The 26,045-nt window shown below is 66.1% G+C and carries 24 protein-coding genes; 19 read left to right on the top strand and 5 right to left on the bottom strand.

Annotated features, from left to right (window positions below):
• The first annotated feature begins 1 nt into the window (after position 1).
• Positions 2-1,216, top strand: a complete 1,215-nt coding sequence (locus AC2EBS_RS13250) for a type II secretion system F family protein (protein WP_484728892.1) — start codon at positions 2-4, stop codon at positions 1,214-1,216.
• On the opposite strand, the gene AC2EBS_RS13245 is transcribed toward AC2EBS_RS13250, so the two are convergent.
• Genes AC2EBS_RS13245 through AC2EBS_RS13235 form a run of 3 tightly spaced genes read right to left on the bottom strand, consistent with a single transcriptional unit; the run spans position 1,193 to position 4,313 of the window.
• Entirely contained in the window at positions 1,193-2,728 is a 1,536-nt protein-coding gene (locus AC2EBS_RS13245) for a sulfatase-like hydrolase/transferase (RefSeq protein ID WP_484728891.1), read from the bottom strand. The genes AC2EBS_RS13250 and AC2EBS_RS13245 overlap by 24 nt on opposite strands.
• Positions 2,729-2,748: 20 nt before the next feature.
• The gene (locus AC2EBS_RS13240; protein ID WP_484728890.1) at positions 2,749-4,134 is read right to left on the bottom strand and encodes a class I SAM-dependent methyltransferase; all 1,386 of its coding nucleotides are present in this window, start codon (positions 4,132-4,134) and stop codon (positions 2,749-2,751) included.
• Entirely contained in the window at positions 4,134-4,313 is a 180-nt protein-coding gene (locus AC2EBS_RS13235; RefSeq protein WP_484728889.1) for a hypothetical protein, read from the bottom strand. Before AC2EBS_RS13235 ends, AC2EBS_RS13240 begins: the two co-directional genes overlap by 1 nt.
• Before the next feature lie 222 nt (positions 4,314-4,535).
• Between AC2EBS_RS13235 and AC2EBS_RS13230 the strand changes: the two genes are divergently transcribed.
• The 13 genes from AC2EBS_RS13230 (at position 4,536) to AC2EBS_RS13170 (ending at position 20,163) form a co-directional block, all read left to right on the top strand.
• Positions 4,536-5,987 (top strand): flippase, encoded by a 1,452-nt coding sequence (locus AC2EBS_RS13230; protein ID WP_484728888.1) that lies wholly within the window; start codon positions 4,536-4,538, stop codon positions 5,985-5,987.
• An 8-nt stretch (positions 5,988-5,995) separates the two neighbouring features.
• Positions 5,996-6,919: a glycosyltransferase family 2 protein gene (locus tag AC2EBS_RS13225; protein WP_484728887.1), complete on the top strand. Its 924-nt coding sequence runs from the start codon at positions 5,996-5,998 to the stop codon at positions 6,917-6,919.
• A 4-nt stretch (positions 6,920-6,923) separates the two neighbouring features.
• A complete protein-coding gene (locus AC2EBS_RS13220; RefSeq protein ID WP_484728886.1) occupies positions 6,924-8,030 on the top strand; it encodes an EpsG family protein in 1,107 nt (368 codons plus the stop codon).
• Between the two features lie 26 nt (positions 8,031-8,056).
• Complete coding sequence (locus AC2EBS_RS13215) at positions 8,057-8,902, top strand: 2OG-Fe(II) oxygenase (RefSeq protein WP_484728885.1); 846 nt, start codon at positions 8,057-8,059, stop codon at positions 8,900-8,902.
• Entirely contained in the window at positions 8,899-9,951 is a 1,053-nt protein-coding gene (locus AC2EBS_RS13210; protein ID WP_484728884.1) for a glycosyltransferase, read from the top strand. Before AC2EBS_RS13215 ends, AC2EBS_RS13210 begins: the two co-directional genes overlap by 4 nt.
• Positions 9,948-11,165 (top strand): glycosyltransferase family 4 protein, encoded by a 1,218-nt coding sequence (locus AC2EBS_RS13205; RefSeq protein WP_484728883.1) that lies wholly within the window; start codon positions 9,948-9,950, stop codon positions 11,163-11,165. The genes AC2EBS_RS13210 and AC2EBS_RS13205 overlap by 4 nt, the downstream gene beginning before the upstream one ends.
• A gap of 26 nt (positions 11,166-11,191) precedes the next feature.
• Complete coding sequence (locus AC2EBS_RS13200; protein ID WP_484728882.1) at positions 11,192-12,064, top strand: dTDP-4-dehydrorhamnose reductase family protein; 873 nt, start codon at positions 11,192-11,194, stop codon at positions 12,062-12,064.
• A 36-nt stretch (positions 12,065-12,100) separates the two neighbouring features.
• Positions 12,101-13,111, top strand: a complete 1,011-nt coding sequence (locus AC2EBS_RS13195; protein WP_484728881.1) for an SDR family NAD(P)-dependent oxidoreductase — start codon at positions 12,101-12,103, stop codon at positions 13,109-13,111.
• The gene (gene wecB, locus AC2EBS_RS13190; protein WP_484728880.1) at positions 13,104-14,237 is read left to right on the top strand and encodes a non-hydrolyzing UDP-N-acetylglucosamine 2-epimerase; all 1,134 of its coding nucleotides are present in this window, start codon (positions 13,104-13,106) and stop codon (positions 14,235-14,237) included. Before AC2EBS_RS13195 ends, wecB begins: the two co-directional genes overlap by 8 nt.
• Positions 14,238-14,331: 94 nt before the next feature.
• Positions 14,332-16,290 (top strand): SLBB domain-containing protein, encoded by a 1,959-nt coding sequence (locus tag AC2EBS_RS13185; RefSeq protein WP_484728879.1) that lies wholly within the window; start codon positions 14,332-14,334, stop codon positions 16,288-16,290.
• 17 nt (positions 16,291-16,307) lie between these two features.
• Entirely contained in the window at positions 16,308-17,462 is a 1,155-nt protein-coding gene (locus AC2EBS_RS13180) for a Wzz/FepE/Etk N-terminal domain-containing protein (protein WP_484729138.1), read from the top strand.
• Between the two features lie 13 nt (positions 17,463-17,475).
• Entirely contained in the window at positions 17,476-18,582 is a 1,107-nt protein-coding gene (locus tag AC2EBS_RS13175) for an MraY family glycosyltransferase (protein ID WP_484728878.1), read from the top strand.
• A 45-nt stretch (positions 18,583-18,627) separates the two neighbouring features.
• Positions 18,628-20,163: a DEAD/DEAH box helicase gene (locus tag AC2EBS_RS13170; protein WP_484728877.1), complete on the top strand. Its 1,536-nt coding sequence runs from the start codon at positions 18,628-18,630 to the stop codon at positions 20,161-20,163.
• Positions 20,164-20,243: 80 nt separating this feature from the next.
• Here the strand turns inward: AC2EBS_RS13170 and AC2EBS_RS13165 are convergent, their stop codons facing one another.
• The gene (locus AC2EBS_RS13165; RefSeq protein WP_484728876.1) at positions 20,244-21,014 is read right to left on the bottom strand and encodes an SAM-dependent methyltransferase; all 771 of its coding nucleotides are present in this window, start codon (positions 21,012-21,014) and stop codon (positions 20,244-20,246) included.
• Positions 21,011-21,628 carry a Maf family protein gene (locus AC2EBS_RS13160; protein ID WP_484728875.1) on the bottom strand — a complete coding sequence of 206 codons (618 nt, stop codon included), beginning with the start codon at positions 21,626-21,628 and terminating at the stop codon, positions 21,011-21,013. Before AC2EBS_RS13160 ends, AC2EBS_RS13165 begins: the two co-directional genes overlap by 4 nt.
• A gap of 57 nt (positions 21,629-21,685) precedes the next feature.
• Here AC2EBS_RS13160 and AC2EBS_RS13155 point away from each other — a divergent pair, with 57 nt between their 5' ends.
• The 5 genes from AC2EBS_RS13155 (at position 21,686) to fabD (ending at position 26,022) form a co-directional block, all read left to right on the top strand.
• Entirely contained in the window at positions 21,686-22,267 is a 582-nt protein-coding gene (locus tag AC2EBS_RS13155; RefSeq protein WP_484728874.1) for a YceD family protein, read from the top strand.
• Between the two features lie 250 nt (positions 22,268-22,517).
• Positions 22,518-22,700 carry a 50S ribosomal protein L32 gene (gene rpmF, locus AC2EBS_RS13150; protein WP_133604370.1) on the top strand — a complete coding sequence of 61 codons (183 nt, stop codon included), beginning with the start codon at positions 22,518-22,520 and terminating at the stop codon, positions 22,698-22,700.
• Positions 22,701-22,942: 242 nt separating this feature from the next.
• Positions 22,943-24,055 (top strand): phosphate acyltransferase PlsX, encoded by a 1,113-nt coding sequence (plsX, locus tag AC2EBS_RS13145; protein ID WP_484729137.1) that lies wholly within the window; start codon positions 22,943-22,945, stop codon positions 24,053-24,055.
• Positions 24,052-25,044: a beta-ketoacyl-ACP synthase III gene (locus AC2EBS_RS13140; protein ID WP_484728873.1), complete on the top strand. Its 993-nt coding sequence runs from the start codon at positions 24,052-24,054 to the stop codon at positions 25,042-25,044. Before plsX ends, AC2EBS_RS13140 begins: the two co-directional genes overlap by 4 nt.
• 36 nt (positions 25,045-25,080) lie before the next feature.
• Entirely contained in the window at positions 25,081-26,022 is a 942-nt protein-coding gene (gene fabD / locus AC2EBS_RS13135; RefSeq protein ID WP_484728872.1) for an ACP S-malonyltransferase, read from the top strand.
• Positions 26,023-26,045 lie beyond the last annotated feature (23 nt).

Below are 26,045 nucleotides of genomic sequence, written 5' to 3'. Positions count from 1 at the left end.
CATGCCGACCTTCAAGTACCGTGCGCAGGATGCCTCGGGTCGGATCATCTCCGGCCAGTTGGACGTTGCGAGCGAAGCCGATGCCGCGCGTGACCTGCTGCGCCAAGGCCTGCGGCCTTTGCAGATCAAGTCCGCCATACCAGGGGGCGTCGCGACGGGTACGGCATCGGGCCGCAAGCGGTCCATCACGGTGGCCGACCGTGTGGTCTGCCTGCGCGAGCTGGGCACTCTCTTAAAGGCAGGCGTCGCACTCGACGAAGCGCTTGAGTCCCTGGCTGCAGGTCATGCGGCCAGCGGAGTAGGCGCCAGCATGTCGCGTGCGTTGACTGCGGTACGGTCAGGCCAGAGTCTGTTCGATGCTCTGGTGTCTAGCGGTCTTGGGCTGCCCGAGCATCTGCTGACATTGGTGAAGGTGGGCGAGGCTAGCGGGCAGTTGGCCGCAGCTCTGAGCGACGCAGCAGAGCAACTGGAGCTGTCGCGCCGGACCGCCGCTGAAGTGCGCAGCGCCCTGATCTATCCCACCGTGCTGGTCACTGCGGGGCTGGCTGCCGTGTTGATCATCTTCATCGGCGTCATCCCGCGATTTGCCCCCCTGCTCAAGAGCTCGCGCGGCAATGTGCCAGAGTTCTCGATGTGGGTAATCGAGACAGCCGTTTTCATGAAGACCAATCTGCTCTGGTTGGGCATGGGTGGCGCGGCGCTGCTGATGGGACTGACCGTGGCGCTGACGCGTCCGGGCTTGCGGCAAGCGCTGATGGATAGGCTGGCGATGACACCCTTGCTCGGACCCTGGCTGCGCGATGCCGAAGTGGGGCGCTGGGCCACGTTAATGGGGACCATGCTGCGCAACCGTGTGTCCTTGCTCGATGCGCTGCGCCTCTCGGTCGGTGCGATCGGCCTGCAGGACTTTCGGCTGCTTGTGACCTCAGCCGCGCGCGAACTGGAGCATGGGCGCAGCCTCTACGACTGCCTGTGCCATTCGCCTTGGATCCCTCCGGCTCGGCTGAATTTGATCAAGGTGGGCGAGCGTTCGGGCACTCTGGATGCGATGCTCAGTTCGCTGGGCAGCATGCAGACCGACACGGCGCGCGAGCGTCAGAAGCAGGCGATGGCGCTGATCGAGCCGGTGGCGATCCTGGTGATCGGCGCAGTGATCGGTGTGCTGATGGTGTCAGTGATGATGGCAATCACCTCAATGAATAGCGGCGCGGTCTGATTCGTTGTCGAAGGGGCGACTCTCCGCATCCCCGATGCGCTGGGCACGTGCCTTCAGCAGGGCTGCCACATCGGCCGGTGAGTTCAGCTGCCGTCGCGCTAGCGCAGGCACAAGCTCGCGTACAACGGTGGTCGAGACCGGTCCACCATACTGGACGGCAGCGGTACCGGGTTCGCCGAACCAGACGATGAATGGCACATGCTGGTCTGCGCTCTTGCCGACTGTGCCGCTCCCGGGGCCGCGCTGACGCTCGTAGATGCCCGACCACAGCTCGCGTTCGCGCAGCCAGTGATCTGAGGTCAGGATCATGGCCACATCGTTCTGGCCTTGACGCAGCGACTCGCGCAGCTCGTCGATGATGCTGAGCATCAACTCCAGGTTGGCCTGATAGTCCTGCTTCAGGTTTTGTGCTGGTGTTCCTGCAAGTGCGACTGGTGGATGCGGCACGTTCAGGTGCAGCCAGATGACCTCATTGCCCCGATCGTTCAGAGTCAGCCTGGCCTGCTCTCGCAAGCTGGCCAGAGTGGCGCTCCATTGGCGCAGGAAATCGGAGTAGGGGTAGTCAAACTCCTGGGTGCGCTTGATGCTGCGCGACAGGGCTGACCACCAGCCTGGGAAGAACTGCACCGGCTCGGCATGGCAGCGCCGCGCGCCGACAGCGACGGCGCAGTAGTCGTGATAAAAGCCGACGACGCCGTAGCCCACCCCCGCAGCAGCGAGATCGCCAAAGAGACCTGCGTGCTCGCTGTCGAAGCGTCGCTTACCGGGGCCGCGCAGATAACCTGCCCCCCCCGACATCACCTGGCCGAATCGCTGCCCCTGCAACATACCTGGGATAGATGCCAGAGTGTTGGGCCCTGCAGGCATAGCCTGCTCGGCGAACAGACTTTGCGCCAGCATTTCGCGTAGAGGTGGCTGTTGGAAGATGCCTGTGCGATTTGCAATCTCCAGGTCCCACTCGTCGAGTACCAGAACCAAGGTGCGTCGCAGCGATGGTTTAGCCGTTGGTGCAGTGGCTGGGCTTGCAGCGTTGCGCGTGTGCGCCAGGTTCAGTAGATAGCCCGGCATGCCAGGCTGCAAGGCGAACATCGTCAGCATGGCCAGACCAGAAGCAGAAGCCAGCCGCCACTGAGATTCGACGCGCAGGCGCCACACCACCAGGGCGGCAGCGAGCACGCAAGCGACTAGCAGGCCAATCTTGAGCAGACCATTGAGCGCCAGTCCGGCAGCCAGCGAGCGCCGGAAGATCTGGAACAACGCGATGAACAGCAGCGCCAGTAGCAGCGCGCGAGCACTACCTGCCAACCAGCGCGGTCGCTGGTCCTGGTCCAGCAGCGCGCCAAGTATTCCCAGCGTGACCAGTATGCCGAGCAAGGCACTGCCTTCTCGCAGGTAGGCCCCTGGCGCGAAGGCGAGATAGAGCGAGGCCCGGCTCTGCAGGATGCTTTCTGACAGGGCGATGGCAGTCAGCGCGATCAGGCCCAACAGGGCATAGCGCAGTCCTTGGCCCATCGCTGTTCGCAGTGCAGCCATCAGGAGCGGGCAGGCAGGCGCTGCATCAGCAACAGCTCGCGCTGGTCAGAGATGCGCATGCTTTGCGCCACGCTGAACCAGGGCGAGGCAGCTGCTACGAACGCCTCGCGCGACCATCCCTCGTAGAGCCCGAGGTTTGCACCGGCGATCTCAATGAAGCGCGGATCGTCACGGGGCACGAACTCGATGAGCAGGTGCTCTCGGCAATAGCTCGCCATCGTCTCGAAGATCTGCGCCAGAGGAAGGCGCTCGGTCACCGCTAGGTGATGTACGACGGCAAGCATCAGCACCAGATCGAACTGCTGATCGAGGCGTTGCGGCAGCGGCAGCGTCTCAGACAAGCGCCAGCCAGTTGCTGGCGTTGGCCGCGCCATATTGGCGTGCAGGCACTGGATGCTGAGTTGCTCGGTGCGGGCCTGGCGGTGCAAATCGTCAAGCGCATTGAGGTCGTCGTCCAGCGCCAGCACCTGCGCACCCTGGGCGGCGGCCAGGCGCGAGAACTCGCCGCTATTGGCGCCGACATCGAGCACTTGCCGGTAGTGGCGCTCACTCAGCAGCGTGCTGACGGCTGCGCGCTTGGCCTGCAGTTCCGCGTTGCCGTAGTGATCGCGGTTGACGGTGTACTCGCTCCAGGTGCTGGTGCCGCGACAGGAGGCCGCGAGCCTTTGCACAAAGCCGCGCAGATTGTTCAGCAGCCAGGGCGTGCCGTCGGCTGCGCTGCCCGGCCGCTCTGTCCGCGCCCTGGCTTGCTGCGTGTGGACGATGCGGCGCCGCTCCAGGCGCGCGGGCATGCGCACGTGCAGCATCATGGCCAGGCTCAGCTGAGCGTGCCATGGCACGTAGGCAGAGACCTCGGCTGCCTTCAGGCCGTCTCTGTGGGCCAGGAAGATGTCGCGGGGACTGCGTCCCAGCTCTGCCACGGCCAGCAGCGGCAGCACGAAGTGGCGCACGAATTGACCGTAGGCTTCCCAACCGGGGGTGTCCGCATTGCTGCGCTGGCGCAGCGAGAGCAGGTCGCAGAACCGCGGCGTCGGGCCATCGAAGAGGATGTTGTTCGCTGCTGCGTCCTTGAGCGTCCAGCCCTGCAGCCAGGCGCGGGACTGAATGTCCAGGGTCAGCAATGCAGCATCGGCAAGCATCGAGGGCGTCCACTCGAACGGATAGCTGGGCCAGCGCACTCGAGCATGCTCCAGCAGCAGTCCATCAGGTGCGTCACTAGCTAGCTCCGTCGCTGGGATCAACCAGCCATCTCCGCGCAGCGACGCATAGAGTTCGCTCGCCAAGAGGCTGCGGGTCTCGGCCACCGCATGCGGCTGCACATGGCGCAGGATCCTCGATCCGTCGTCTTCCACATGACCAGACGGATCGCGAAAACTCACGCTCATCAGGAGCGGTCCTTGCCGAACCGGCGCTTGATGGCGCGCCAGACTTCCTTGGGGTTGCGCAGGTAGTAGAGCGCGCCGACGGCGGCCGCGATGAGGCCCTGAATGATCAGGTGTGCCGAGCCGCCGTCAATGTACGCATAGGCATTGCCGGTGGTTACCACCCAAAGCAGCAGGGCCATCAGGGCGTAGCGAAGAAGAGGCATGAGGCGGAACTCGGGGCTATGAGGGACTGGGCCGTTGTGGACTGAACTGGGCCGAACAGTGACTCAGACCTGGCATTCGAGGCTCTGTATGTTATCAGCCGGCCCGCCGCGTCGACGCTGGCAGCCGGCCTCGTACAATCCGCGTCCTTTGAGCATCCTGGGCGTGTCAGTCCCGTGACTGGCTGCCACTTCTCCCCCTTGAAGCTCGCCCGCCACACTCTGTTCAACCTGTTGGGCCTGGGCGCACCGCTGCTGTTCGCGCTGCTGTCCATCCCGGCCCTGGTACAGGCGCTGGGGCCTGAACGCTTTGGCCTGCTGACGCTGATCTGGGCAGTGACGAGCTACTTCGGGCTGTTCGACCTCGGGCTGGGGCGTGCGCTGACGCAGCAGCTGGCCATCGTGCTGGACCAGCGCCGTGATGCCGAGGTCGGGCCGCTGTGCGCCAGCGCCCTGCTGTTCATGGCTCTGGTCGGTGTGGTCGGCGGCGCGCTGATGATGGGTCTGGCGCCCTGGGGCGTGGACCTGATCAAGCAATTGCCGGATCGCCGCGAGGCCATCAACGCCACGCTGGTGATGGGTCTGGCGACGCCGCTGATCGTGCTGACCGCTGGACTGCGCGGCATGCTCGAGGCCTGCCACGCCTTCGAGGCGCTGAACTACATACGCCTGCCCATGGGCTTGTGGACCTTTGCTGGGCCTTGGCTGGTGGTGGTGGTCTGGGGGCCGGACTTGGTCTTGATTACCGTGGCGCTGGCCTTGGGGCGCGTGCTCGCGGCCGCAGTGCACGCCTGGCTGGCCTGGCGCCAGCTGCCGCAGCTGCGCGGGCGCCTGCATCTGGACAGGCGATGGCTGAGGCCACTGCTCAGCTCGGGCGGCTGGCTGACGCTGAGCAATGTGGTCAGCCCCTTCATGGGCTATGTGGACCGCTTCGTCATCGGCGTGGCGGTGTCAGCCGCAGCCGTGGCCTACTACGCGACGCCGCAGGAGATCGTCACCAAGCTCTGGATCATTCCCGGTGCGCTGACGGCGGTGCTGTTCCCGGCCTTTGCGGCGCAAGTGGCCAAGCAGGATGGCTCGTCCTGGCGGCTTTACGACCGCGCCGTTGCGGCATTGTTCATCGTGCTGCTGCCGATCACCGCGGGGCTGGCCCTGTTCTCTGGCGAGCTGCTGCAGGCCTGGCTGGGGCCGGCTTTCGCCCGCGAGAGCACCTTGATCCTGCAGGTCTTCGCGCTGGGCATCCTGATCAACTGCCTGGCCCATGTGCCGCTGACCTGGCTGCATGGCGCCGGACATTTCCGTGCGCCGGCATTGCTGCATTGCTTCGAACTGCCGTTGTTCCTGCTGGCGCTGTGGGGGCTGAGCAGCCGCTGGGGGCTGCTGGGCGCAGCCCTGGCCTGGCTGTTGCGCATGAGCGCAGATGCGGCCCTGCTGTTCTGGCTGGTGCGCCGCGAGCGCCGCGCGCAGGGCGCGGATCAGGCGGCAAGCGCCGCGCTGCCGGTCTGGGTCTGGCCGCTGGCTGGCGCGGCGCTTGCCTTTGCCGGCACGGCCTGGGCGGAGCCGTTGTGGCGCGGTGCTTGGCTGCTGGGTGTGCTTGCGGCTGCGGCGACAATGGCGCGATCCCTGCGCGCCGAGCTGCGGCGAGCCCCATGAACGGACCGATGAACCCAACGCCTCTCGTCAGCATCGTCACGCCGGCCTTCAACCAGGCCGAGTACCTGGAAGCGACCATGCGCAGTGTGCTTGCCCAGGACTACCCGGCGCTCGAGTACATCGTGATCGACGACGGGTCCAGCGACGACTCGCTGGCCGTCGCGCAGCGCGTGGCTGCCGAGTTTCCCGGCCGCGTCACAGTGTTGACTCAGACCAATAGCGGCCAGGCTGCGACACTGAACCGGGGTTGGGGTTTGGCGCGGGGCGAGATCCTGGCCTACCTCAGCTCCGATGACTGCCTGCTGCCGCAGGCGGTGTCGCGCATGGTCGGCGCCTTGCAGGCGCGACCGGATGCGAGCGTGGCCTACTGCGACTTCTGGCTGATCGATGCCGCTGGGCGGCGCCTGCGCGAGTCGCGGACCGAGGAATTCAGCGCCGAGCGCCTCTGTGTGGACCTGGTCTGCCAGCCTGGGCCGGGCGCCTTCTTCCGCCGCCAGGTCTTCGACCGCACCGGGGGCTGGAACCCGTCGCTGCGCCAGGTGCCCGACTTCGAGTTCTGGCTGCGCGCTGAACGGCAGGGGCCGTTCGTGAGGGTGGCCGAGAGCCTGGCCGAGTACCGCATTCATGAGGGCTCGGCCTCGTTTCGCGTGATGCCTGCGCAGCGCGCCGACGAGATCGTGCAGGTGGTCGATCAGCATTGGGCCGGGCGGGGCCAGCCCGCGCAGGCGGTGCGTGCGCTGGCGCGCGCCCGGGCGCTGGCAGCTAAGAACCATGCACAGTCCGGCCGCGTCGGGGCCGCGCTGCGCCGGTTCGCGCAGGCCTTGGGGCTGCGGCCGGCGCTGGCGCTGGAGTCGGCGGTCTGGCGGCAGCTGCTTGTAGGGTTCGCGCGCCGGGTCTGGTATCAGATGCGGGCGCGAACGAAGGCGGTCTGAGGTGATGCCGAGGAAAACGGATCTGGCTTGGCCAGTCGCCCTGCTGGCGGGCTTGCTGGTTTATATCCGCCTGTTGTTTGCGCAGGGCGAATCGTTCTCCTACGACTTCGCCAACTATCAAAGCTATCTGCGGGCATTGCAGGACGTTGAGTGGGCGGCGTTGATGGAACTGCTGCCCGTGACCTTCCCCTATGTCTTCGTCCCTGGCGGCGGTGCCTTCGAGCTGGGTTTCGCCGCGCTGACCAAGGCCCTGTTGCTCTGGCTTCCACCCGACGCAACCTATGCACTCATCGGCGCACTGTCGGTGGGGCTGAGGACTTTTGCGATGCGCCGGCTCGGGCTGGAATGGGGCTGGCTGATTGCCATCCAGATCTATGCCATCACCTTGTTTGAGGCGAACGCCCTGCGCGCTGGCGTAGCCCTGTCGCTGACGCTGTGGGCGCTGCTGATGGTCCGTGAGCGCCGCTGGTTGCTTGCTCTGTTGGGGGGAGTGGCTGCTGCGAGCCAGCATCTGCAGGCGGTTTTGTTCGTCATACCCTTCATGCTGTTCCTGCTTGTGCCGCAACGTTGGCTGCGTATGCGCTGGCTGGCGCTGCTGGTGCTGGCTGGGGCCGGGCTAGGCACCTTGATGCTTGGTGGCTTGATGGGCGGACTGGATGTGTCCAAGTTGGATGACTACTCGGGGCAGACTTCGGGTGCTGTGGGTTTGAATCTGGTGTCGGTGCTGTCGACCGTTTTCGTTGCGTCCGCTGTGCTGACGAGTCTGGGTGCACCTTCTGCGTCCCTGCGCACCGGCACAACTGCGGAGCGACTTGCCGCTCGGATCTGGGTTTGCTCGCTGTACGCATCCCTGCCGGCCTTGGCCTTGCTGCTGTTCGGCACGGAGCTGTCGGCCGTAGGTGACCGCGCTTGGCAGTTTGTGATCGTCATCCTGGTCACACTGTCGACTGCGATGAGGCAATCAAGCTTGGGCCATGGGTTGCGGGTAGGCATGCTTGCCCTGCTCTTGTCAGTTGCGCTGGTCAACACGCTGATGCGTTACCCGCTTTCCAACTTCTTCTCGCCGCCACTGCCGTACGAGCGGATCGTGCCGCTTTGGCTCGTTCGTTGAATCTATTGTCTTTCAGGTGACTCCCCATGCAGCCTAGTCAAGCTCCTGCCTACAGCCGCGAACAGCTGGTCGCGTTGATCCTGCAGCGACTCGAAGCGCAGGAATCGGGGCTGCGTGATGCCTTCCAAGCCTCGCGTAGCGAGGTCGGCGTGCGCTACTGCGCGCTGGACGACCTGCTGCCCGCCGAGGTGGCCCAGGCGATCTACGCGAAGTTTCCAAAGCCGGAATCCATGCGCCTGATGGACAGCTTTCGCGAGAAGAAGTACACGTCCAAGTCCTTCGATCAGTTCGACCCGCTGATGGCCGAGATCACCTTCGCCGTCCAGGATCCGCGCGTGGTGGCCGTGGTCGAGCGCATCACCGGCATCAAGGAGCAGATCCCGGATTCGACGCTCTATGCCGGCGGCTTGAGTGCGATGGTCAAGGGCCATTTCCTAGGGCCGCACATCGACAACTCGCACGAAGCCACGCGGCGCTACTACCGCACGCTGAACCTGCTGTACTACGTCAGTCCCGACTGGGCGCTGGAAAACGGCGGCAATCTGGAGCTGTGGGACCGCGATGTGAAGAAGCGCGCCACCATCGTCAGCCGCTTCAACCGCCTGGCACTGATGGAGACCACGCCGACCTCCTGGCATTCTGTCAGCCCGGTGCAGGTCGACCGTGTGCGCTGCTGCGTGTCCAACTACTATTTCTCGTCGCGTTCGCCTACGGGCAGTGACTACTTCAACGTGACCTCCTTCAGTGCCTGGCCCGATCAGCCCTTCAAGCGCGCGCTGGCGCGGGTGGACAACGGCCTGCGCCAGGCGCTGCGCGCGATCGCGCCGCAGGGGCTGGGCAAGAAGGACGTCTACCAGGGTCCCAAGGCGTGAGCGTTTCGCGCGGGCGCCTGCTGCTGTATGCGCCCAATGTCCATACCGGCGGCGGGCTGGTGCTGCTCAAGGCCTTGCTGGCCGCCTGGCCTGCGGACGCTCCGCTGCTGGCCTGGCTGGACGAGCGCGCGCGTGCTCAGCTGGCATTGCCGTCGGGGGCTGACGTGCGCTGGGTGCAGGCCAGGGCGGCTTCGCGCCTGTCAGCCGAACTGTCGCTGCGTCGCGCGGCCGGAGCTGACGACCGTGTGCTGTGCTTTCACGGCCTGCCACCCTTGCTGCCTAGCGCGGCGCGCATCGAGGTCTTTCAGCAGAACCGCAACTACCTCGGCCAGGTCCCGCTGTCGGCTTTCGCCTGGCGCACGCGCCAGCGCCTGCGCTTCGAGCAGGCGGTGAGCCGCTGGCGCCGTCATGCTGTGGATACCTACTGGGTGCAGACGCCGTCGATGGCCGAAGCTATGCGGCAATGGTGGGGCAGCGATCGTGCCGGCCTGTCGGTGCAGGTGCTGCCTTTCGTACCTGCGCCCGCTGCGGCCTTGGCCACTGATGTCGCCGCACCATGTTACGACTTCGTCTACGTCGCCGATGGCGAGGCGCACAAGAATCACCGCCGCTTGGTCGAGGCCTGGATCCGCCTGTCCGAGCAGGGCTTGCGCCCCAGCCTGGCCTTGACGCTTTCGGCGCGTGACCAGGCGCTCGGCCAGTGGATTGACGCGCAGAGCCAGACCCACGGTCTGCAGATCCATCAGCTCGGCAGCATGGCGCATGCGCAGGTGCTGCAGCTCTATCGTCAGGCGCGGGCGCTGATCTTTCCTTCGCTGGGCGAGTCCTTCGGCCTGCCGCTGCTTGAGGCCAAGGCGCAGGGTTGCGCCATCGTGGCCTCGGAGCTGGACTTCGTGCGCGATGTCTGCGAGCCCGTGCAGACCTTCGACCCGCAGTCGCCGGTGTCCATCGCGCGGGCGGTGCGGCGCTTCCTCGAGCAGCCCGAGCACCCGGCCGTGCCGGCTGATGCGGCGAGCTTCTTGCGCGCACTGGGCTGCATCGAGGCATGAAGGTCCTGCTGCTCAGCCAGCACTTCTGGCCCGAGTCCTTCCGCATCAACGAGGTGGCGCAGTCCCTCGTCGAGCAGGGCTGCGAAGTGACGGTGCTCACCGGCAAGCCCAACTATCCGGAGGGTCAGGTCTTTCCCGGCTACCGCATCGGCGGCATTCAGCGCGAGCGGCGCGAAGGCTACGAGATCGTGCGCGTGCCCTTGCTGCCGCGCGGCGCAGGCGGTGCGCGCCGTCTGGTGCAGAACTACCTGTCCTTCCTGTTCTGCGCCAGCGTGCTGGGACCCTGGGCGCTGCGCGGGCAGCGCTTCGACGTGATCTTCGTCTACGGCACTTCGCCCATCCTGCAGGCGATCGCCGGCATTGTGCTGAAATGGCTCAAGGGCGCGGCCCTGGTCACCTGGGTGCAGGACCTCTGGCCGGACAGCCTGGAGATGACCGGCTTCGTGAAGAACCGTCGCGCTCTGGATGCGGTGGCGCTGTTGGTGCGCTGGATCTATCGCCGCTGCGATCTGCTGCTGGTGCAGTCGCGTGCCTTTCTCGCGCCGGTGCGGGCCATGGCGGGTGCGACCCCGGTCGCCGTTCACCCCAATCCGGGCGACCGCGAGACCTTGCCCGAGGGCCTGGGGGAACCGGCGCTGCATCTGGATGCGCAGGGTTTCAACATCGTCTTCGCCGGCAATCTGGGCACGGTGCAGGCCCTGGAGACCGTGCTGGATGCGGCCGAGCATCTCGGGCCGGATAGCCCGATACGCTGGTGGCTGATCGGCAGCGGCGCACGCTCGGCCTGGCTGGCCGAGCAGGTCGCAGCGCGTGGTCTCGTGCGGGTCATGTTGCCCGGCCGCTTCGGGCCCGCGCAGATGCCCGCAGTCTTTGCCCAGGCCGATGCCTTGCTGGTGAGCCTGTGCAAGGGCCCGGCGATGAGCCTGACCATTCCGAGCAAAATACAGGCCTATCTGGCGGCGGGTCGCCCCTTGCTGGCCTCCATGGACGGCGAAGGCGCGCGGGTGGTCGAAGAGGCTGGCGCTGGCCTGAGCAGCCCGGCCGAGGACGCCCGGGCCCTGGCGGCAGCGGCGCTGCAATTGCAGCGCATGCCGGCCGAGCAGCGGCAGCAGTTCGGCGCAGCAGGGCGCCGCTACTACGACGAACACTTTGCGCCAGAGAAGCTGGCGCAGGCCCTGGTCGCGCAGTTCCGGCGCGCGATGCAGGGACGATGAGAAGAGACGAGAGAGAAAGACTGACGATGGATGAGAACAAGCAACGCCTGCTGGTGCTGGGCGCCAGCGGCATGCTGGGCAACGCGGTGCTGCGCTGGTTCGCGCAGGACCCGGCCTATGAAGTCTTCGGCTCGGTGCGCAGCCTCGCGTCGGTGAAGGGCCTGCAGGCCCAGGCGCCGCAGGCGCAGTTCGTGGCGGGCATCGACGTGGAGAGCCTGGACAGCCTGACCCGCCTGTTCGCGCAGGTGCGGCCGGACGTGGTGGTGAACTGCATCGGTGTGGTCAAGCAACTGGCCGAGGCCGACGATCCGCTGACCGCCATTCCGATCAACGCGCTGCTGCCGCACCGCCTGGCTCGCCTGGCCCAGGTGGCGGGGGCGCGCCTGGTGCATGTCAGCACCGATTGCGTGTTCTCCGGCAAGAAGGGCGGCTATCTGGAGAGCGACCCTTCGGATGCCTATGACCTCTATGGCCGTAGCAAGCTGATGGGTGAGGTGGACTACGAGAACGCGATCACGCTGCGTACCTCCATCATCGGCCACGAGCTGAACAGCGCGCACGGCCTGGTGGGCTGGTTCCTATCGCAAACGGGGCCGGTGCGCGGCTTCACCAAGGCCATCTTCTCGGGCCTGCCGACGGTGGAGCTGGCGCGCGTGATCCAGCAGCATGTGCTACCGCATCCCGAGCTGCGCGGCACCTATCACGTCTCCGCTTCGCCGATCGACAAGTACACGCTGCTCAAGCTGGTGGCCGCGGCCTACGGTCGCACGAACGAGATCGCGCCCGACGACAAGCTGGTGATCGACCGTTCGCTGAACTCCGAGCGCTTCCGTGCCGCCACTGGCTACCAGCCGCCCGACTGGCCCGCGCTGGTGCAGCGCATGCGCGATTTCGGCTGAGCCCCGACGAACCCAGATTTCCAGAGAGTTGTTCCCATGTTCAAAGACAAAGTCCTGCTGATCACCGGTGGCACCGGCAGCTTCGGCAATGCCGTGCTGCAGCGCTTCCTCAAATCCGACTTCGCGGAGATCCGCATCTTCAGCCGCGACGAGAAGAAGCAGGAGGACATGCGCATCGCCTTGAAGAGCGACAAGGTCAAGTTCTACATCGGCGATGTGCGCGACTACGACAGCGTGCACGACGCCCTCAAGGGCGTGGACTATGTGTTCCATGCCGCCGCGCTCAAGCAGGTGCCGTCCTGCGAGTTCTATCCAATGGAGGCGGTCAAGACCAATGTGATCGGCGCCGAGAACGTGATGCGCGCAGCGATCAATCAGGGCGTCAGCCGTGTAGTGGTGCTGTCCACCGACAAGGCGGTCTACCCGATCAATGCGATGGGCATGTCCAAGGCGATGATGGAGAAGGTCATGGTCGCCAAGTCGCGCCTGTGCGATCCGGCCAAGACCGTGTTGTCGGCCACGCGCTATGGCAATGTGATGGCCTCGCGCGGCTCGGTGATTCCGCTGTTTCTGCAGCAGTTGCAGGACGGCAAGCCGCTGACCATCACCGACCCCAGTATGACGCGCTTCCTGATGTCGCTGGAGGAGTCGGTGGACCTGGTGCTCTACGCCTTCGAGCATGCACGGCCGGGCGACATCTTCGTGCAGAAGGCGCCGGCCTCGACCGTGGGCGATCTGGCCGAGGCGATGCGGCAGCTGCTGAAGAAGAACAACGAGATCAAAATCATCGGCACCCGCCACGGCGAGAAGCTCTATGAGTCGCTGGTCTCGCGCGAGGAGATGGCGCGCTCCGAAGATCTGGGCGGCTACTACCGCATCCCGGCCGATTCGCGCGACCTGAACTACGCCAAGTACTTCGTCGAGGGCGAGACCGCGATCTCCGAGATCGACGACTACACCTCGCACAACACCAAGCGCCTGAGCGTGGACGAGGTCAAGCAGGTGCTGCTGAGCCTGGACCTGATCCGGGAGGCCGTGAATGCTTAAGGTCATGACCGTCGTCGGCACGCGGCCGGAGATCATCCGGCTGTCGCGCGTGATGGCCCAGCTCGACAGGCACTGCGAGCATGTGCTGGTGCACACCGGCCAGAACTACGACTACGAGCTCAACGAGGTCTTCTTCAGCGACCTCGGCATCCGCAAGCCCGATCACTTCCTGGAGGCGGCAGGCACCACGGCGGCCGAGACCATCGCGCAGGTGATCGCCAATGTCGACAAGGTGCTGGAGCAGACCAAGCCCGATGCGCTGCTGATCTTGGGCGACACCAACAGCTGCTTGGCCGCGATCGCCGCCAAGCGCCGCAAAGTGCCGATCTTTCACATGGAAGCGGGCAACCGCTGCTTCGATTTCCGCGTGCCCGAGGAGATCAACCGCCGCATCGTCGACCACACCTCGGACATCAACCTGACCTACAGCCAGATCGCACGCGACTACCTGTTGCGCGAGAACCTGCCGCCGGATCAGGTCATCTGCACTGGCAGCCCGATGCGCGAGGTGATCGAGCATTACCGGCCCGGCATCGAGGCCTCCGACGTGCTGCAGCGCCAGGGCCTGACGGCGGGCCAGTACTTCGTGGTCAGCTCGCACCGCGAGGAGAACGTCGATGCGCCGGAGAACCTGCAGCGCCTGCTGGGCATCCTGAACACGCTGGCCGAGCGCTTCGGTCTGCCGGTGATCGTCTCCACCCACCCGCGTACCCGCAAGCGCCTGGAGGGCCTGCTGGCCCAGCAGACCATGCATCCGCTGGTGAACTTCATGAAGCCCTTCGGCTTCCTGGACTACATCAAGCTGCAGACCTCGGCGCGCGCCGTGCTGTCGGACAGCGGCACCATCACCGAGGAGAGCTCCATCCTGAACTTCCCGGCGCTGAACCTGCGCGAGGTGCACGAGCGCCCGGAAGGCGTGGAGGAGGGCGCGGTGATGATGGTGGGCCTGGACGTGGAGCGCGTGCTCGACGGCTTGGCCATTCTGGAGAGCCAGCCGCGCGGCGACGAACGACTGCTGCGCCTGGTGAATGACTATGCGCCGGCCAATGTCTCGGACAAGGTGCTGCGCATCATCGTCAGCTACACCGGTTTCGTGAACCGCAAGGTCTGGCGCAAGCCGTCTTGATACACCAGCGATCGGACATGGTGCGCCGCTAGAATCGCGGCCAACCCGGCACCATGCCAGTGCATGGCGCGCAACACGCGAGCGACATCTTCCAATGCCTACTCTCGAACGCATGCTTGTTCGTCTATTTCAACGTGTTGTACCTGCCGGACTGCTGTGTCTGGGTGGCCTTTGGGCATCGTCGGCCTCGGCGCAGGCGATTCCCGGCATTGCCAACGAGCAGTTGCCTGCCGCGGGTGGGCCGGTGCGGCTGGCACAGCCGCTCAATTCGCCAGGTAAAGAGCGCACCGCGCGCGAGACCAAGAACGCGGCTGACGAGCGCAGCGGCAAGTCCGGCAAGGCCTGGGATGGCGAGACTGTGCGCGATGGGTATCGCCCCAGCGAGTTCGAACAGTTCGTGCGCCAGCTGGCGGGGCTGACGCGCCCCAAGACCGATCCACTGGCGGAAGAGGATCAGCCCATCCGCCGGTTCGGCATTGAGTTGCTCACGCCGCGTGCGCCCGCCGATTCTGAGCTGGCCGATCCGGTCAGCTTGGTGCCCGACGATTACCAGATCGGCCCCGGGGACGAGATCGTGCTCAATTTGTGGGGGTCGGTTGAGGGCAATCTGCGTCTGAGTGTCGATCGGAGCGGGCGTGTCGCGATTCCGCGCGTTGGCACGGTATCGGTTGCCGGTGTGCGTTATGCCGACCTGAAAGCGACGCTGCGTCAGCGCGTCGCGACCCAGTTCCGCAATTTCGATCTGTCCGTGGGGCTGGGGCAGGTGCGTGGCGTGCGCGTCTACGTTACGGGATTTGTGCAGCATCCTGGCGCGCAGACGGTGAGCGGACTCTCGACGATGCTGCACGCGCTGATGGCGGCTGGCGGCCCCACTGCGGTCGGCAGCCTGCGCAGCATCCAGCTGCGCCGCCAGGGTCAGCTGGTCAGTACCCTGGACCTGTATGACCTGCTGCTGCGAGGCGACCGGACGGCGGACCGCGTGTTGCGCAGCGACGATGTCATCCACGTGAATGCCATTGGCCCGCAGATTGCGGTGATCGGGAGCGTGAACAAGCCGGCGGTCTTTGAGCTCAAGAACGGCGAAACCATCGCGGACGCGCTGGCGATGGCCGGGGGCTTGTCGACAGTGGCCAATCGCAGCAGTGCGGTGATCCATCGGCTGGATGATCGCGCCGGTCAGGCGCTGCGCGACATCAGCTTGATCGAGGCGGCGGCTCAGAAGCTGAGCAACGGCGACGTGCTGCGCGTGATGAGCATGGCTGACATGGCCCGCCCGGCGCTGCGGCAGAGCAAGCGAATCCGCGTGGAGGGCGAAGTTCAGAAGCCGGGTGACTACGTGCTGCCGGCCGGCAGTACGCTGAGTGATGCGCTGGCTGCGGCGGGAGGCACGACGCCTCAAGCCTATCTGTTCGGCGCGGAGTTCACGCGTGAGTCGGTTCGCCTGCAGCAGATGGAGAATTACGAGCGCACGCTGCGCGAGCTGGAGACCGAGTACTCGCGCATCGCGGTGAATCAGAAGGAGAAGGGGACACCGCCGCCGACCGATGTCACTGTGGCCCGCAGCCTGGCGCAGCTGAAGCTGATCGAGCGCTTGCGCAGTGTGCAGCCCAACGGTCGGGTGGTGCTCGCACTCCAACCCGACAGCCCCACACTGCCAGCACTGGCCCTCGAGGACGGCGACCGACTCTCCATTCCTGCGCGGCCGCTGTCTATCGGTGTCTATGGCAGCGTCTTCTCCAGCGGCAGCTTTGCCTTCGCTGAAGGGCGCAAGCTAGAGCAGTACCTGAGCATGGCTGGTGGCGCCACGCGCAGTGCCGATGCCGACAGCATCTTTGTGATGCGCGCCAACGGAAGCGTGGTCAGCAATCGCGGTTCGCGCGGCGGCTGGCTGATGGGCGGCGGGGCTGTTCAGAACCTGTTGGCGCAACCTGGCGACACCGTGTTCGTGCCGGAGGACTTGTTCAGGAGCAACTCGCTCCAGGAGACCAAGGACTGGGCGCAGATCCTCTATCAGTTCGGCCTTGGCGCGGCGGCGCTGAAGAGCTTCAAGTGAGTGGCGCGGTGGATCACATGTCGAATCAAGAGACACAGTCGTCGGCCTCGGATGCGACCGACGCCCTGGATCTGCTGCTGGAGCTGGCCCGCAGCGCGCGCCTGATCGTGGGGGGCGGATTGCTCTGCGGCGTGTTGGCACTTGGGGGCAGCTACCTGATCAAGCCCACGTTCACGTCCTCAACCGTGATCATGCCGCCGCAGCAGCAGCAATCGATGGCGGCCTCGGCTCTGTCCTCGCTCGGGGCTTTGGCCGGATTGGCGGGCGGTGCCGGTGGCCTGCGCAGCTCCGTTGACCTCTACGTGGCCCTGCTGCGCAGCACCACGCTGGCCGATCGGATGATCGACCGCTTCAAGCTGCTGGATGTTTACGAGGAGGAGCTGCGACGGGACGCACGCCAGGTGTTCTGGGACCGCACGCGCGTCACGGCTGGTCGGCGCGACGGCTTGATCACGCTCGAGGTGGATGACAAGGATCCCAAGCGTGCGGCGGAAATGGCGGGTGCCATGATCGAGGAGTTCCGCCGGCTGACCTCGGAGCTGGCCATCACCGAGGCGCAACAGCGAAAGCTCTTCTTCGAAAAGTTGCTCACCGACACGCGGGGGAAGCTCACTCAAGCGCAGGCCGCTTTGCAGGCCAGTGGCCTCACGCCGGGGGCTTTCAAGGCGGAGCCGAGGGCGGCCGCCGAGGGCTACGCGAAGCTCAAGGCCGAGGTCACTGCAGCTGAGGTTCGCTTGCGTGCCTTGCTCGGCAATATGACGTCCAGCGCGCCAGAGGTTCAACAGCAGCAGTCCGTCCTTTCGGCGCTGCGTGCCGAACTCCAGAAGATTGAGGCAAACGGCGATGTCGCCAGCGATGCGGGATACATTGGGCGATATCGAGAATTTAAGTACCAGGAAACGCTGTTCGAGCTCTTCTCCCGGCAGTATGAGATGGCGCGTGTGGATGAGAGCCGTGAGGGAGGCGTGACGCAAGTGGTCGATGCGCCGCAGCTGCCCGAGAAGAAGAGCAAGCCCAAGCGTGCGGCGATCGCGGTGGGAACCAGCCTGGGCGCTGGATTGGTGCTGATGGTCTGGGTGCTTGCGCGCTTCCAACTGCGCAAGGGCGATGACGACGGACGTGTGCGGGCGAAGCTTGCTCGGCTGTGGCCGGCGCTGCTCGGCCGGGCCTAAGGAATTCGCCCATATGCTTGCTGCGCTGGCGCTGAGCTTTGCCACCGCTTTGGTGCTGACGCTGTTCATCGTGCGATTTGCCAGCCAGAAGGGGGGCATGGTCGCAGACGATGACTTCTCGGGGCCGCAGAAGTTCCATACACGTCCGGTGCCGCGCATCGGCGGGATGGGTATCTTTCTGGGCTTCGTTGCTGGTGCAGCAATTTGGTATACCCGACAGCCTGAGGCGCGTCTGCCGCTCTTGCTCCTCGTACTGTGCTCCTTGCCGGCCTTCGCTTCGGGCCTGATCGAGGATCTGACAAAGCGCGTCAGCCCCCTGCGTCGCATGCTCGCGATCGTCATGGCGGCCTTGCTGGGCGTATGGCTGCTTGACGCGAGCATTCGCCACACCAGCATCCCGGGACTGGACTGGATAGCTTCGTTCCCGCTGGGGGGCGCCGTGCTGGCCCTATTCGTTGTCGCCGGCGTGGCCAACTCGGTGAACATCATTGATGGCTTCAACGGCCTGGCCTCGATGTGCAGCATGATCATGCTGGCAGGGGTCGCCTTCGTGGCCGTCGAGGTGGGCGATCTGTGGATTGCGGGTGCGGCCTTGTTGGCGGTGGCTGCCACGCTGGGCTTCTTCGTCTGGAACTATCCGATGGGCCTGGTGTTCCTGGGCGACGGTGGCGCCTACTTCCTGGGCTTCGTTCTGGCCGAGCTGAGCATCCTGCTGATCGGCCGCAATTCGCAGGTGTCGCCGCTGTTCCCGCTGCTGCTGTGCGCCTATCCGGTGGTGGAGACGGTGTTCTCGATGTACCGGCGCAAGATCATCCGCGGCCGGCCCATGGGCATGCCCGATGGCGTGCATCTGCACAGCCTGATCTACCGTCGCCTGATGCGCTGGGCCATCGGCAGCCGCGACGCGCGCGTGCTGACGCGGCGCAATTCGCTGACCGCCCCATACCTCTGGGTGGTGTGCTCGCTGTCGGCCTTCCCGGCGGTGATCTGGTGGGACGACACCAGGGCGCTGGCGATTTGGCTGGTGGTCTATGCCGTGGGCTATAGCACGGTCTACTGGCGCATCGTGCGCTTCCGCACGCCGCGTTGGCTGGTCTTCAAGCGCGGCGAGCGGCCCTGAAGCGGGAAAACCCGGGTGAACTCGCCGGCCGGCGATAATGCCGCCATGAGTGAAACGACAAGTCCCGTGGCCGCTGCGGCCCCCGCTGCTGCCGCTGAAGCGCCACCCGCACGCTTCGATACCCTGCCACTGGACGCCAAACTGCTGCGCGCGGTGGCTGATTCGGGCTACCTGAGCATGACGCCGATTCAGGCCAAGGCGATCCCGATCGTGCTGTCCGGCCGCGATGTCATGGGCGCGGCGCAGACCGGCACCGGCAAGACTGCGGCCTTCTCGATCCCGCTGCTGCAGCGCATGCTCAAGCATGAGAACGCCAGCGCATCGCCGGCCCGCCATCCAGTGCGAGCCCTGGTGCTGGCGCCGACACGCGAGCTGGCCGATCAGGTGGCCAACAACGTCAAGGCTTACGCCAAGCACACCCAGCTGCGTGTGGCCTGCGTGTTCGGCGGCGTGGACATGAAGCCGCAGACCGTGCAGCTCAAGGCCGGTGTCGAGGTGCTGATCGCCACGCCGGGTCGTCTGCTGGACCATATCGAGGCCAAGAACGCGGTGCTCAATCAGGTCGAGTACGTCGTGCTCGACGAGGCCGACCGCATGCTGGACATCGGCTTCCTGCCTGACCTGCAGCGCATCCTGAGCTTCCTGCCCAAGGCGCGGCAGACGCTGCTGTTCTCGGCGACCTTCTCGCCGGAGATCAAGCGTTTGGCGCAGAGCTATCTGCAGGAACCGGTGCTGGTCGAAGTGGCCCGGCCCAATGCCACGGCCTCGACGGTGGAGCAGCGCTTCTTCAGCATGGACGACGACGACAAGCGTCGCGCCATTCGCCAGATGCTGCGCGAACGCGAGATCAAGCAGGCCATCGTCTTCGTCAACAGCAAGCTGGGCGCGGCCCGCCTGGCCCGCGCTTTCGAGCGTGACGGTCTGCGCACCGCCGCTCTGCACGGCGACAAGAGCCAGGACGAGCGTCTGAAGTCGCTGGATGCGTTCAAGCGCGGCGAGGTCGATTTGCTCGTTGCCACCGACGTGGCGGCGCGGGGCCTGGATATCGCCGATCTGCCCGCGGTCTTCAACTACGACGTGCCGTTCAACGCCGAGGATTACGTCCATCGCATCGGTCGGACCGGACGCGCCGGCGCATCGGGCATCGCGATCACGCTGGTCACAAAGGCCGATGCACGTCTGGTGGCCGACATCGAGAAGCTGATCAAGCGCAAGATCGATATGGAGGCGTTCGAGCTCGAGGATGATCGCTCGTCCCGTCCTCGCCGCGAACGGACCGAGCGCGAGGACGAGCCGCGCCGCGCCGCGCGTGACGAGCAGCCGCGCGAGCGCAGCAGCTACCGCCCGGCTCCGGCGCCCGTCGATCCCTTCTTCGACAAGCCCTACGAGCCCTCGGCCGCAGGCGACAAGCCGGCCTGGGAGCGTGCGCCGGCACCGGCGGCTACTGTTGGCAAGAGCCTGTCGCCCTATATCAAGCCGAAGAAGAAGGTGGCGGCGCTCTTTGGTGCCAAGCCGGCACCCACACCGGCTGCTGCGCCGGACGCCTCGCCGGACAGCCCCGTTGTTCCGGCCCAATCCTGAAGCGACAGCGCCGCGATCCCGGCGCCATTGCGGGGTGGCCTTAAGCGTCCACGGGCTCCCTCCGGAGCCTGTCTGCTAGCTCAGTCCGCCAGCAAGGCGAACACCGCCGGCAGCTTGTCCGGCATTGCTGTCGGCTTGGCGCGCCACTGCGCGACGGTGGCGGTGCGCGTCCAGCCCTGCGGCAGCGTCAGCGCGCAGCTGACCGAGAGCCGCGTCGTCGGCCTGAGCTGGGCGAGCAGGGCTTGGAGGAGCGCCTCGTTGCGGTAGGGCGTCTCTATCATCAGCTGCGTCTGCTGAGCGCGTGCCGACAGCGCTTCCAGCTCGCGAATGCGTTTGGCACGTTCGGCCGCATCGACTGGGAGATAGCCTACGAAGGCGAAGCTCTGCCCGTTCAAACCGCTGGCTCCCAGCGCCATCAGCAGCGAGCTCGGCCCCGACAGGGGCATCACGCGTAGGCCTTCGGCATGCGCTGCTGCGACCAGCAGTGCGCCGGGGTCCGCGATGGCCGGCAGGCCGGCCTCGGAGATCAGGCCCAGGTCATGGCCCTCGCGCAGCGGCGTCAACAAGGCCAGCCATGAGGCATCCAGCGTCGGTCTAGCGCCGCCCTTGGGTGGGCGCGGCAGCTCGGTGATCTGCAATTGCTGCAGCGGCTGCGTCAGCGGTACGAGGGCATCGACGCGCTTGAGGAAGGCGCGCGTCGTCTTGGCGTTCTCGGCCGCCCAATGGCCGATGCGGGCGGCGATCTGCAGCACCTGCATGGGCAGCACTGCCTGCAGATCGACGCTGGCGTCGGCGACGCCGAAGTCCAGCGAGTTCGGTACGAGATAGAGCGTGCCGCGCTTATCGCTCATGCCGCGGCTCCTCGCGGCGGCACGGCCAGGCCGGCGGCGCGCAACATGCGGCTGGTGCGGATCAGCGGCAGGCCGATCAGGGCTGTCGGGTCGTCGGAGTCGATGGCGTCGAGCAAAGCGATGCCCAGGCCTTCAGCCTTGGCACTGCCGGCGCAGTCGTAGGGCTGCTCCAGGGCCAGGTAATCGGCAATCGTCGCGTCGTCGAGTACGCGGAAGCGCACATGCACCGGGGCCAGGTCTTGCGCGCGGAACGCCGACTGCAGTCGAACCACGGCCACGGCAGTGTGGAAGACGACATCGCGGCCGCTCATGCGCTGCAGCTGCTCGACAGCGCGCTCGCGCGTGCCCGGCTTGCCCAGCGCCTGGCCGCCCAGATCAGCGACCTGGTCCGACCCGATCACGATGGCGTCCGGGAAGCGCTGCGCGACGGCAAGGGCCTTGGCCAGCGCCAGCCGCGCCGCGGTGGCGGCGGGTGATTCGCCGGCGAGCGGTGCTTCATCGACTTCCGGTGCGCTGACCTCGAACGGCAGGTGCAGGCGTGCCAGCAGTTCCCGCCGGTAGATCGAGGTCGAGGCGAGGATCAGCGTGCTGTTGGTTGGCGGGGCGGCAGACATGGCGGGCATTGTCCCATCGGCCAGGCGCGGCCCCAGTGAGCCTCTTACACTTCGGGAATGAGTCAAAGCAGCACCGGCAAATCCCGCCCCCTCGATCCGCGCAAACTCGATGTTCAGGCCATGGCTCGTGATGGCCAGGACCTGCATGGGCGGTGGCCGGCCACTCTGCTGGAGCGCCTGGCTGACGGCGCCCCCGCCGAGGCCTCGGCGGCGGGCTGGCCTGATGTGCAGTGGGCGGCGCGGGCGGAGTTGCGCGAGCGGCGCGCTGCCGAGCCTGAGCTGTGGCTGCATTTGAGCGTGCAGGCCCAGGTCAGCCAGAGCTGCCAGCGCTGCCTGCAGCCGGTGGAGCTGCCTCTGCACATCGATCGCTGGTTCCGCTTCGTGCGCGACGAGGAGCTGGCCGCCAGCCTCGACGCTGAGAGCGATGATGACGTGCTCTCGCTTGGCGGGCGGCTCGACCTGCTGGAACTTGTCGAGGATGAGCTCTTGCTGGAGTTGCCCTTGGTTCCGCGTCACGAGGAGTGTCCGCAACCCTTGCCAATGGGCACGTCAAGTGCCGACGCAGAAGACGAGGCGCCGAGCGACGAGCGGCCGCACCCCTTCGCCGCCCTCGCTGCGCTAAAGAAGACCAGGCAGTAGGCTGCATCGCGATTCGCGTGCTGCGGCTTGGTCCCCGAGATCGACCGTGCTAGAATTTCGGGCTTTCCCCGGTCTGAGGGTCAAGAGTGCAGGGCAGCCTGGCTGCGAAATGTACTTGAGCGCATGGTGCGCGAGACCTTGGTTGCCGGGGGTCGGGGCCGGAAGCGGCGTTGGGCGACGAGCTCGCGTTGCTGGGATCGAAGGCTGGCCTCAACCGCCGTAACAGACACCGGAACCAAGGAGAAACATCATGGCCGTTCAGCAAAACAAGAAGTCGCCCTCGAAGCGTGGCATGCACCGCTCGCACAATGCCCTGGTGAACCCGGGTACCGCGATCGAGCCGACCACCGGTGAGGTGCATCTGCGTCACCACATCAGCCCCAACGGCTTCTATCGTGGCCGCAAGGTCCTGAAGACCAAGGCCGACGCCTGAAGTCGGGAGGCCGCGCCAGGCGCGCGGCTTCAAGACAAGCGATGAATGCATGCGAAGCCCGGCACTGCTGAGAATGCGGTGTCGGGCTTTCGTGTTGCTGTTGCCGAATCCTGCTGCGGGTGCGCCCGCTTGTTCGCTGCCGGGGGCTCGCGTAAGGTCGGCTCCTGTTCCGGCGCGGAGCGAGCCGCCCTGTGAGCCACTTCGCTGAAGCTTCGATGAACCGTCCTGTCTCCCGCGCATCGGTGCCGGTGCGCATTGCCGTCGATTGCATGGGTGGCGACCATGGTCCGTCGGTCACCTTGCCGGCCTGTCAGTCCTTTTTGGCGCGCCACCCGCAGGCCGAACTGCTGCTTGTCGGTTTGCCTGGCGCCTTGGCTGCCGCCGCGCAGTGGCCGCGCTGCCGCATCGTGCCGGCCAGCGAGATCGTGACTATGGACGACCCGGTCGAGGTGGCGCTGCGTCGCAAGAAGGATTCATCGATGCGCGTGGCCATCGGCCAACTCAAGGCCGGGGCGGAAGGCGCTGCGCCGGCCGCCGACGCCTGTGTTTCGGCGGGCAACACCGGCGCACTGATGGCCGTGGCGCGCTATCTGCTGAAGACGCTCGAAGGTATCGATCGCCCGGCGATCGCGACCGTGATGCCCAATGAGACCGGCGGCTACACCACGGTGCTCGATCTGGGGGCCAATGTGGACTGCGGCCCCGAGCATCTGCTGCAGTTTGCAGTGATGGGCAGTGCGCTGGTGGCGGCTGTGGACGGCAAGGAGAATCCCACTGTTGGCCTGCTCAACATCGGCGAAGAGGCCATCAAGGGCAGCGAGACGATCAAGCGCGCCGGCGAGCTGTTGCGTGAAGCGGCAGCGGCGGGTCAGTTGAACTTCTACGGCAACGTCGAGGGCAACGACATCTTCAAGGGCTCCAGCGACATCGTCGTTTGCGATGGCTTTGTCGGTAACGTGGCGCTGAAAACCGCGGAAGGGCTGGGCTCGATGATCGTCAGCTTCATCAAGCAGGAGTTCGGTCGCAACGCGCTGACCAAACTGGCTGCCTTGCTCGTGATGCCGGTGCTCAAGCGCTTCAAGCATCGGATTGATCATCGTCGTTTCAATGGCGCGGCGCTGCTGGGTCTGCGCGGACTGGTGTTCAAGAGTCATGGTTCGGCGGACGCCTTCGCATTCGAGCAGGCTCTCAACAGGGCTTATGATGCGGCCTATAACCGGCTACTCGACCGGGTTCACGACCGCATCATCGCGACCTTGCAGGCCATGCCTGCCGGCAGCGCCCCTGACGGCTCTGCCGCATCGGTCGTCGATGCAGGAGACAAGGCGGCTGCGGCCGCCCATCAAGCTGCATGACCATCCCGAATTCGCCGCGCTATTCGCGCATCCTGGGCACAGGGAGCTACCTGCCGCCGAGGCGACTGACAAATGCCGACCTGGCCGCAGAACTCGCGCGCGACGGCATCGAAACCTCCGACGAGTGGATCGTCGAGCGCACCGGCATCCGAGCGCGACACTTCGCAGGTGAGGGCGTCACCGCCAGCGATCTGGCGTTACCCGCCGCGCAGGCGGCGCTGCAGTCTGCCGGCGTCGACGCTGCCGAGATCGACCTGATCATCGTCGCCACCTCGACGCCCGACATGGTCTTCCCATCCACCGCCTGCATTCTGCAGCGCAAGCTCGGCGTGGCCGGCAGCGCGGCCTTCGATGTGCAGGCGGTCTGCTCCGGCTTCGTCTACGCGCTGACGGTGGCCGACTCGATGATCAAGTCCGGTGCGGCGAAGAAGGCGCTGGTCGTCGGCGCCGAGGTCTTCTCGCGCATCCTCGACTTCAAGGATCGCACCACCTGCGTGCTCTTTGGCGACGGCGCTGGCGCCGTGGTGCTGGGCGCGAGCGACACGCCGGGCGTCCTCTCGACCGAGCTGCATGCCGATGGACACCATGTGGACATCCTCTGCGTGCCGGGTACGGTCTCCGGCGGCCAGGTGCTCGGCGACCCGCTGCTGAAGATGGACGGACAGGCTGTCTTCAAGCTGGCCGTCGGCGTGCTCGAGAAGGTTGCGCGCTCGGTGCTGGAGAAGGCAGGGCGCAGCGATGCCGACATCGACTGGCTGATCCCTCACCAGGCCAATATCCGCATCATGCTGGGCACGGCCAAGAAGCTGAAGTTGTCGATGGACAAGGTGATCGTCACCGTCGACCAGCACGGCAACACCTCGGCCGCCTCCATTCCGCTGGCGCTGGACACGGCCGTGCGTTCGGGCAAGATCAAGGCCGGCGACACGGTGATGCTCGAAGGCGTCGGTGGCGGCTTCACCTGGGGCGCGGTGCTGCTCGACTTCTGAGCACTGCCGGAACAACAAGACGACGAGAACGAAGAGATGAGCGCGAAGTTTGCATTCGTATTCCCCGGCCAGGGCTCGCAGGCCGTCGGCATGCTCGACGCCTGGGGCGACCATCCGGAAGTGGCGCGCACGCTGGCCGAGGCATCGGCCGCGCTGGGCGAGGACATCGGCGCCCTGATCAAGAACGGTCCCAAGGAACAGCTGGACCTGACGACCAACACTCAGCCGGTGATGCTGACCGCAGGCATCGCCTGCTATCGCGCCTGGATCGCCGAGACGGGGCTGGTGCCGGCAGCTGCGGCTGGCCATTCGCTGGGCGAGTACACGGCGCTGGTCGCCGCCGGCGCGTTGGCTCTGGCCGATGCCTTGCCGCTGGTGCGCTTCCGTGCGCAGGCCATGCAGGAGGCGGTGCCGGTCGGTGCCGGTGCGATGTACGCGATCCTGGGGCTGGACGGCGAGGCGGTGCGCGAAGGCTGCGCCAAGGCGGCCGCCGAGAGCGGCGAAGTGATCGAGGCGGTCAATTTCAACGACCCCAAGCAGACCGTGATCGCCGGCAGCAAGGCCGGCGCCGAGAAGGCTGCCGAGGTGCTCAAGGCCATGGGCGCCAAGCGCGCGCTGCCGCTGCCGGTGTCCGCGCCGTTCCACTCCAGCCTGATGAAGCCTGCGGCCGACAAGCTCAAGACCAAGCTGGCGGCGACGAACTTCGGCGCGCTGCAGTTCCCGGTGGTCAACAACATCGACGTTGCCACGGTCGACAGCGCCGATGCGCTGCGCGATGCGCTCTATCGCCAGGCCTTCGGCCCGGTGCGCTGGGTCGAGGTGGTGCAGGCGCTGAAGGCGCGCGGCCTCACGCACATCATCGAATGCGGCCCGGGCAAGGTGCTGGCCGGCATGGCCAAGCGCATCGATGCCGAGCTGCAGAGCACCACCGTGCTGGATCCGGCCTCGCTGGCCGAAGCCAAGGCGCTGCTGGGCTGAGCAAGACAGACAAGAAGAACACT

The organism is Roseateles sp. T103, assembly GCF_057219915.1.
Note: the sequence above shows the minus strand (reverse complement) of the source record. Positions and strands in the feature narration are given on the sequence as shown.

Excerpts from the sequence above, each read along its gene's own strand:
- AC2EBS_RS13250 (WP_484728892.1), top strand. The coding sequence starts at position 2 with ATGCCGACCTTCAAGTACCGTGCGCAGGATGCCTCGGGTCGGATCATC.
- AC2EBS_RS13245 (WP_484728891.1), bottom strand. The coding sequence starts at position 2,728 with ATGGGCCAAGGACTGCGCTATGCCCTGTTGGGCCTGATCGCGCTGACT.
- AC2EBS_RS13240 (WP_484728890.1), bottom strand. The coding sequence starts at position 4,134 with ATGAGCGTGAGTTTTCGCGATCCGTCTGGTCATGTGGAAGACGACGGA.
- AC2EBS_RS13235 (WP_484728889.1), bottom strand. The coding sequence starts at position 4,313 with ATGGCCCTGCTGCTTTGGGTGGTAACCACCGGCAATGCCTATGCGTAC.
- AC2EBS_RS13225 (WP_484728887.1), top strand. The coding sequence starts at position 5,996 with ATGAACCCAACGCCTCTCGTCAGCATCGTCACGCCGGCCTTCAACCAG.
- AC2EBS_RS13220 (WP_484728886.1), top strand. The coding sequence starts at position 6,924 with ATGCCGAGGAAAACGGATCTGGCTTGGCCAGTCGCCCTGCTGGCGGGC.
- AC2EBS_RS13215 (WP_484728885.1), top strand. The coding sequence starts at position 8,057 with ATGCAGCCTAGTCAAGCTCCTGCCTACAGCCGCGAACAGCTGGTCGCG.
- AC2EBS_RS13205 (WP_484728883.1), top strand. The coding sequence starts at position 9,948 with ATGAAGGTCCTGCTGCTCAGCCAGCACTTCTGGCCCGAGTCCTTCCGC.
- AC2EBS_RS13200 (WP_484728882.1), top strand. The coding sequence starts at position 11,192 with ATGGATGAGAACAAGCAACGCCTGCTGGTGCTGGGCGCCAGCGGCATG.
- AC2EBS_RS13195 (WP_484728881.1), top strand. The coding sequence starts at position 12,101 with ATGTTCAAAGACAAAGTCCTGCTGATCACCGGTGGCACCGGCAGCTTC.
- wecB (WP_484728880.1), top strand. The coding sequence starts at position 13,104 with ATGCTTAAGGTCATGACCGTCGTCGGCACGCGGCCGGAGATCATCCGG.
- AC2EBS_RS13185 (WP_484728879.1), top strand. The coding sequence starts at position 14,332 with ATGCCTACTCTCGAACGCATGCTTGTTCGTCTATTTCAACGTGTTGTA.
- AC2EBS_RS13180 (WP_484729138.1), top strand. The coding sequence starts at position 16,308 with ATGTCGAATCAAGAGACACAGTCGTCGGCCTCGGATGCGACCGACGCC.
- AC2EBS_RS13175 (WP_484728878.1), top strand. The coding sequence starts at position 17,476 with ATGCTTGCTGCGCTGGCGCTGAGCTTTGCCACCGCTTTGGTGCTGACG.
- AC2EBS_RS13170 (WP_484728877.1), top strand. The coding sequence starts at position 18,628 with ATGAGTGAAACGACAAGTCCCGTGGCCGCTGCGGCCCCCGCTGCTGCC.
- AC2EBS_RS13165 (WP_484728876.1), bottom strand. The coding sequence starts at position 21,014 with ATGAGCGATAAGCGCGGCACGCTCTATCTCGTACCGAACTCGCTGGAC.
- AC2EBS_RS13160 (WP_484728875.1), bottom strand. The coding sequence starts at position 21,628 with ATGTCTGCCGCCCCGCCAACCAACAGCACGCTGATCCTCGCCTCGACC.
- AC2EBS_RS13155 (WP_484728874.1), top strand. The coding sequence starts at position 21,686 with ATGAGTCAAAGCAGCACCGGCAAATCCCGCCCCCTCGATCCGCGCAAA.
- rpmF (WP_133604370.1), top strand. The coding sequence starts at position 22,518 with ATGGCCGTTCAGCAAAACAAGAAGTCGCCCTCGAAGCGTGGCATGCAC.
- AC2EBS_RS13140 (WP_484728873.1), top strand. The coding sequence starts at position 24,052 with ATGACCATCCCGAATTCGCCGCGCTATTCGCGCATCCTGGGCACAGGG.
- fabD (WP_484728872.1), top strand. The coding sequence starts at position 25,081 with ATGAGCGCGAAGTTTGCATTCGTATTCCCCGGCCAGGGCTCGCAGGCC.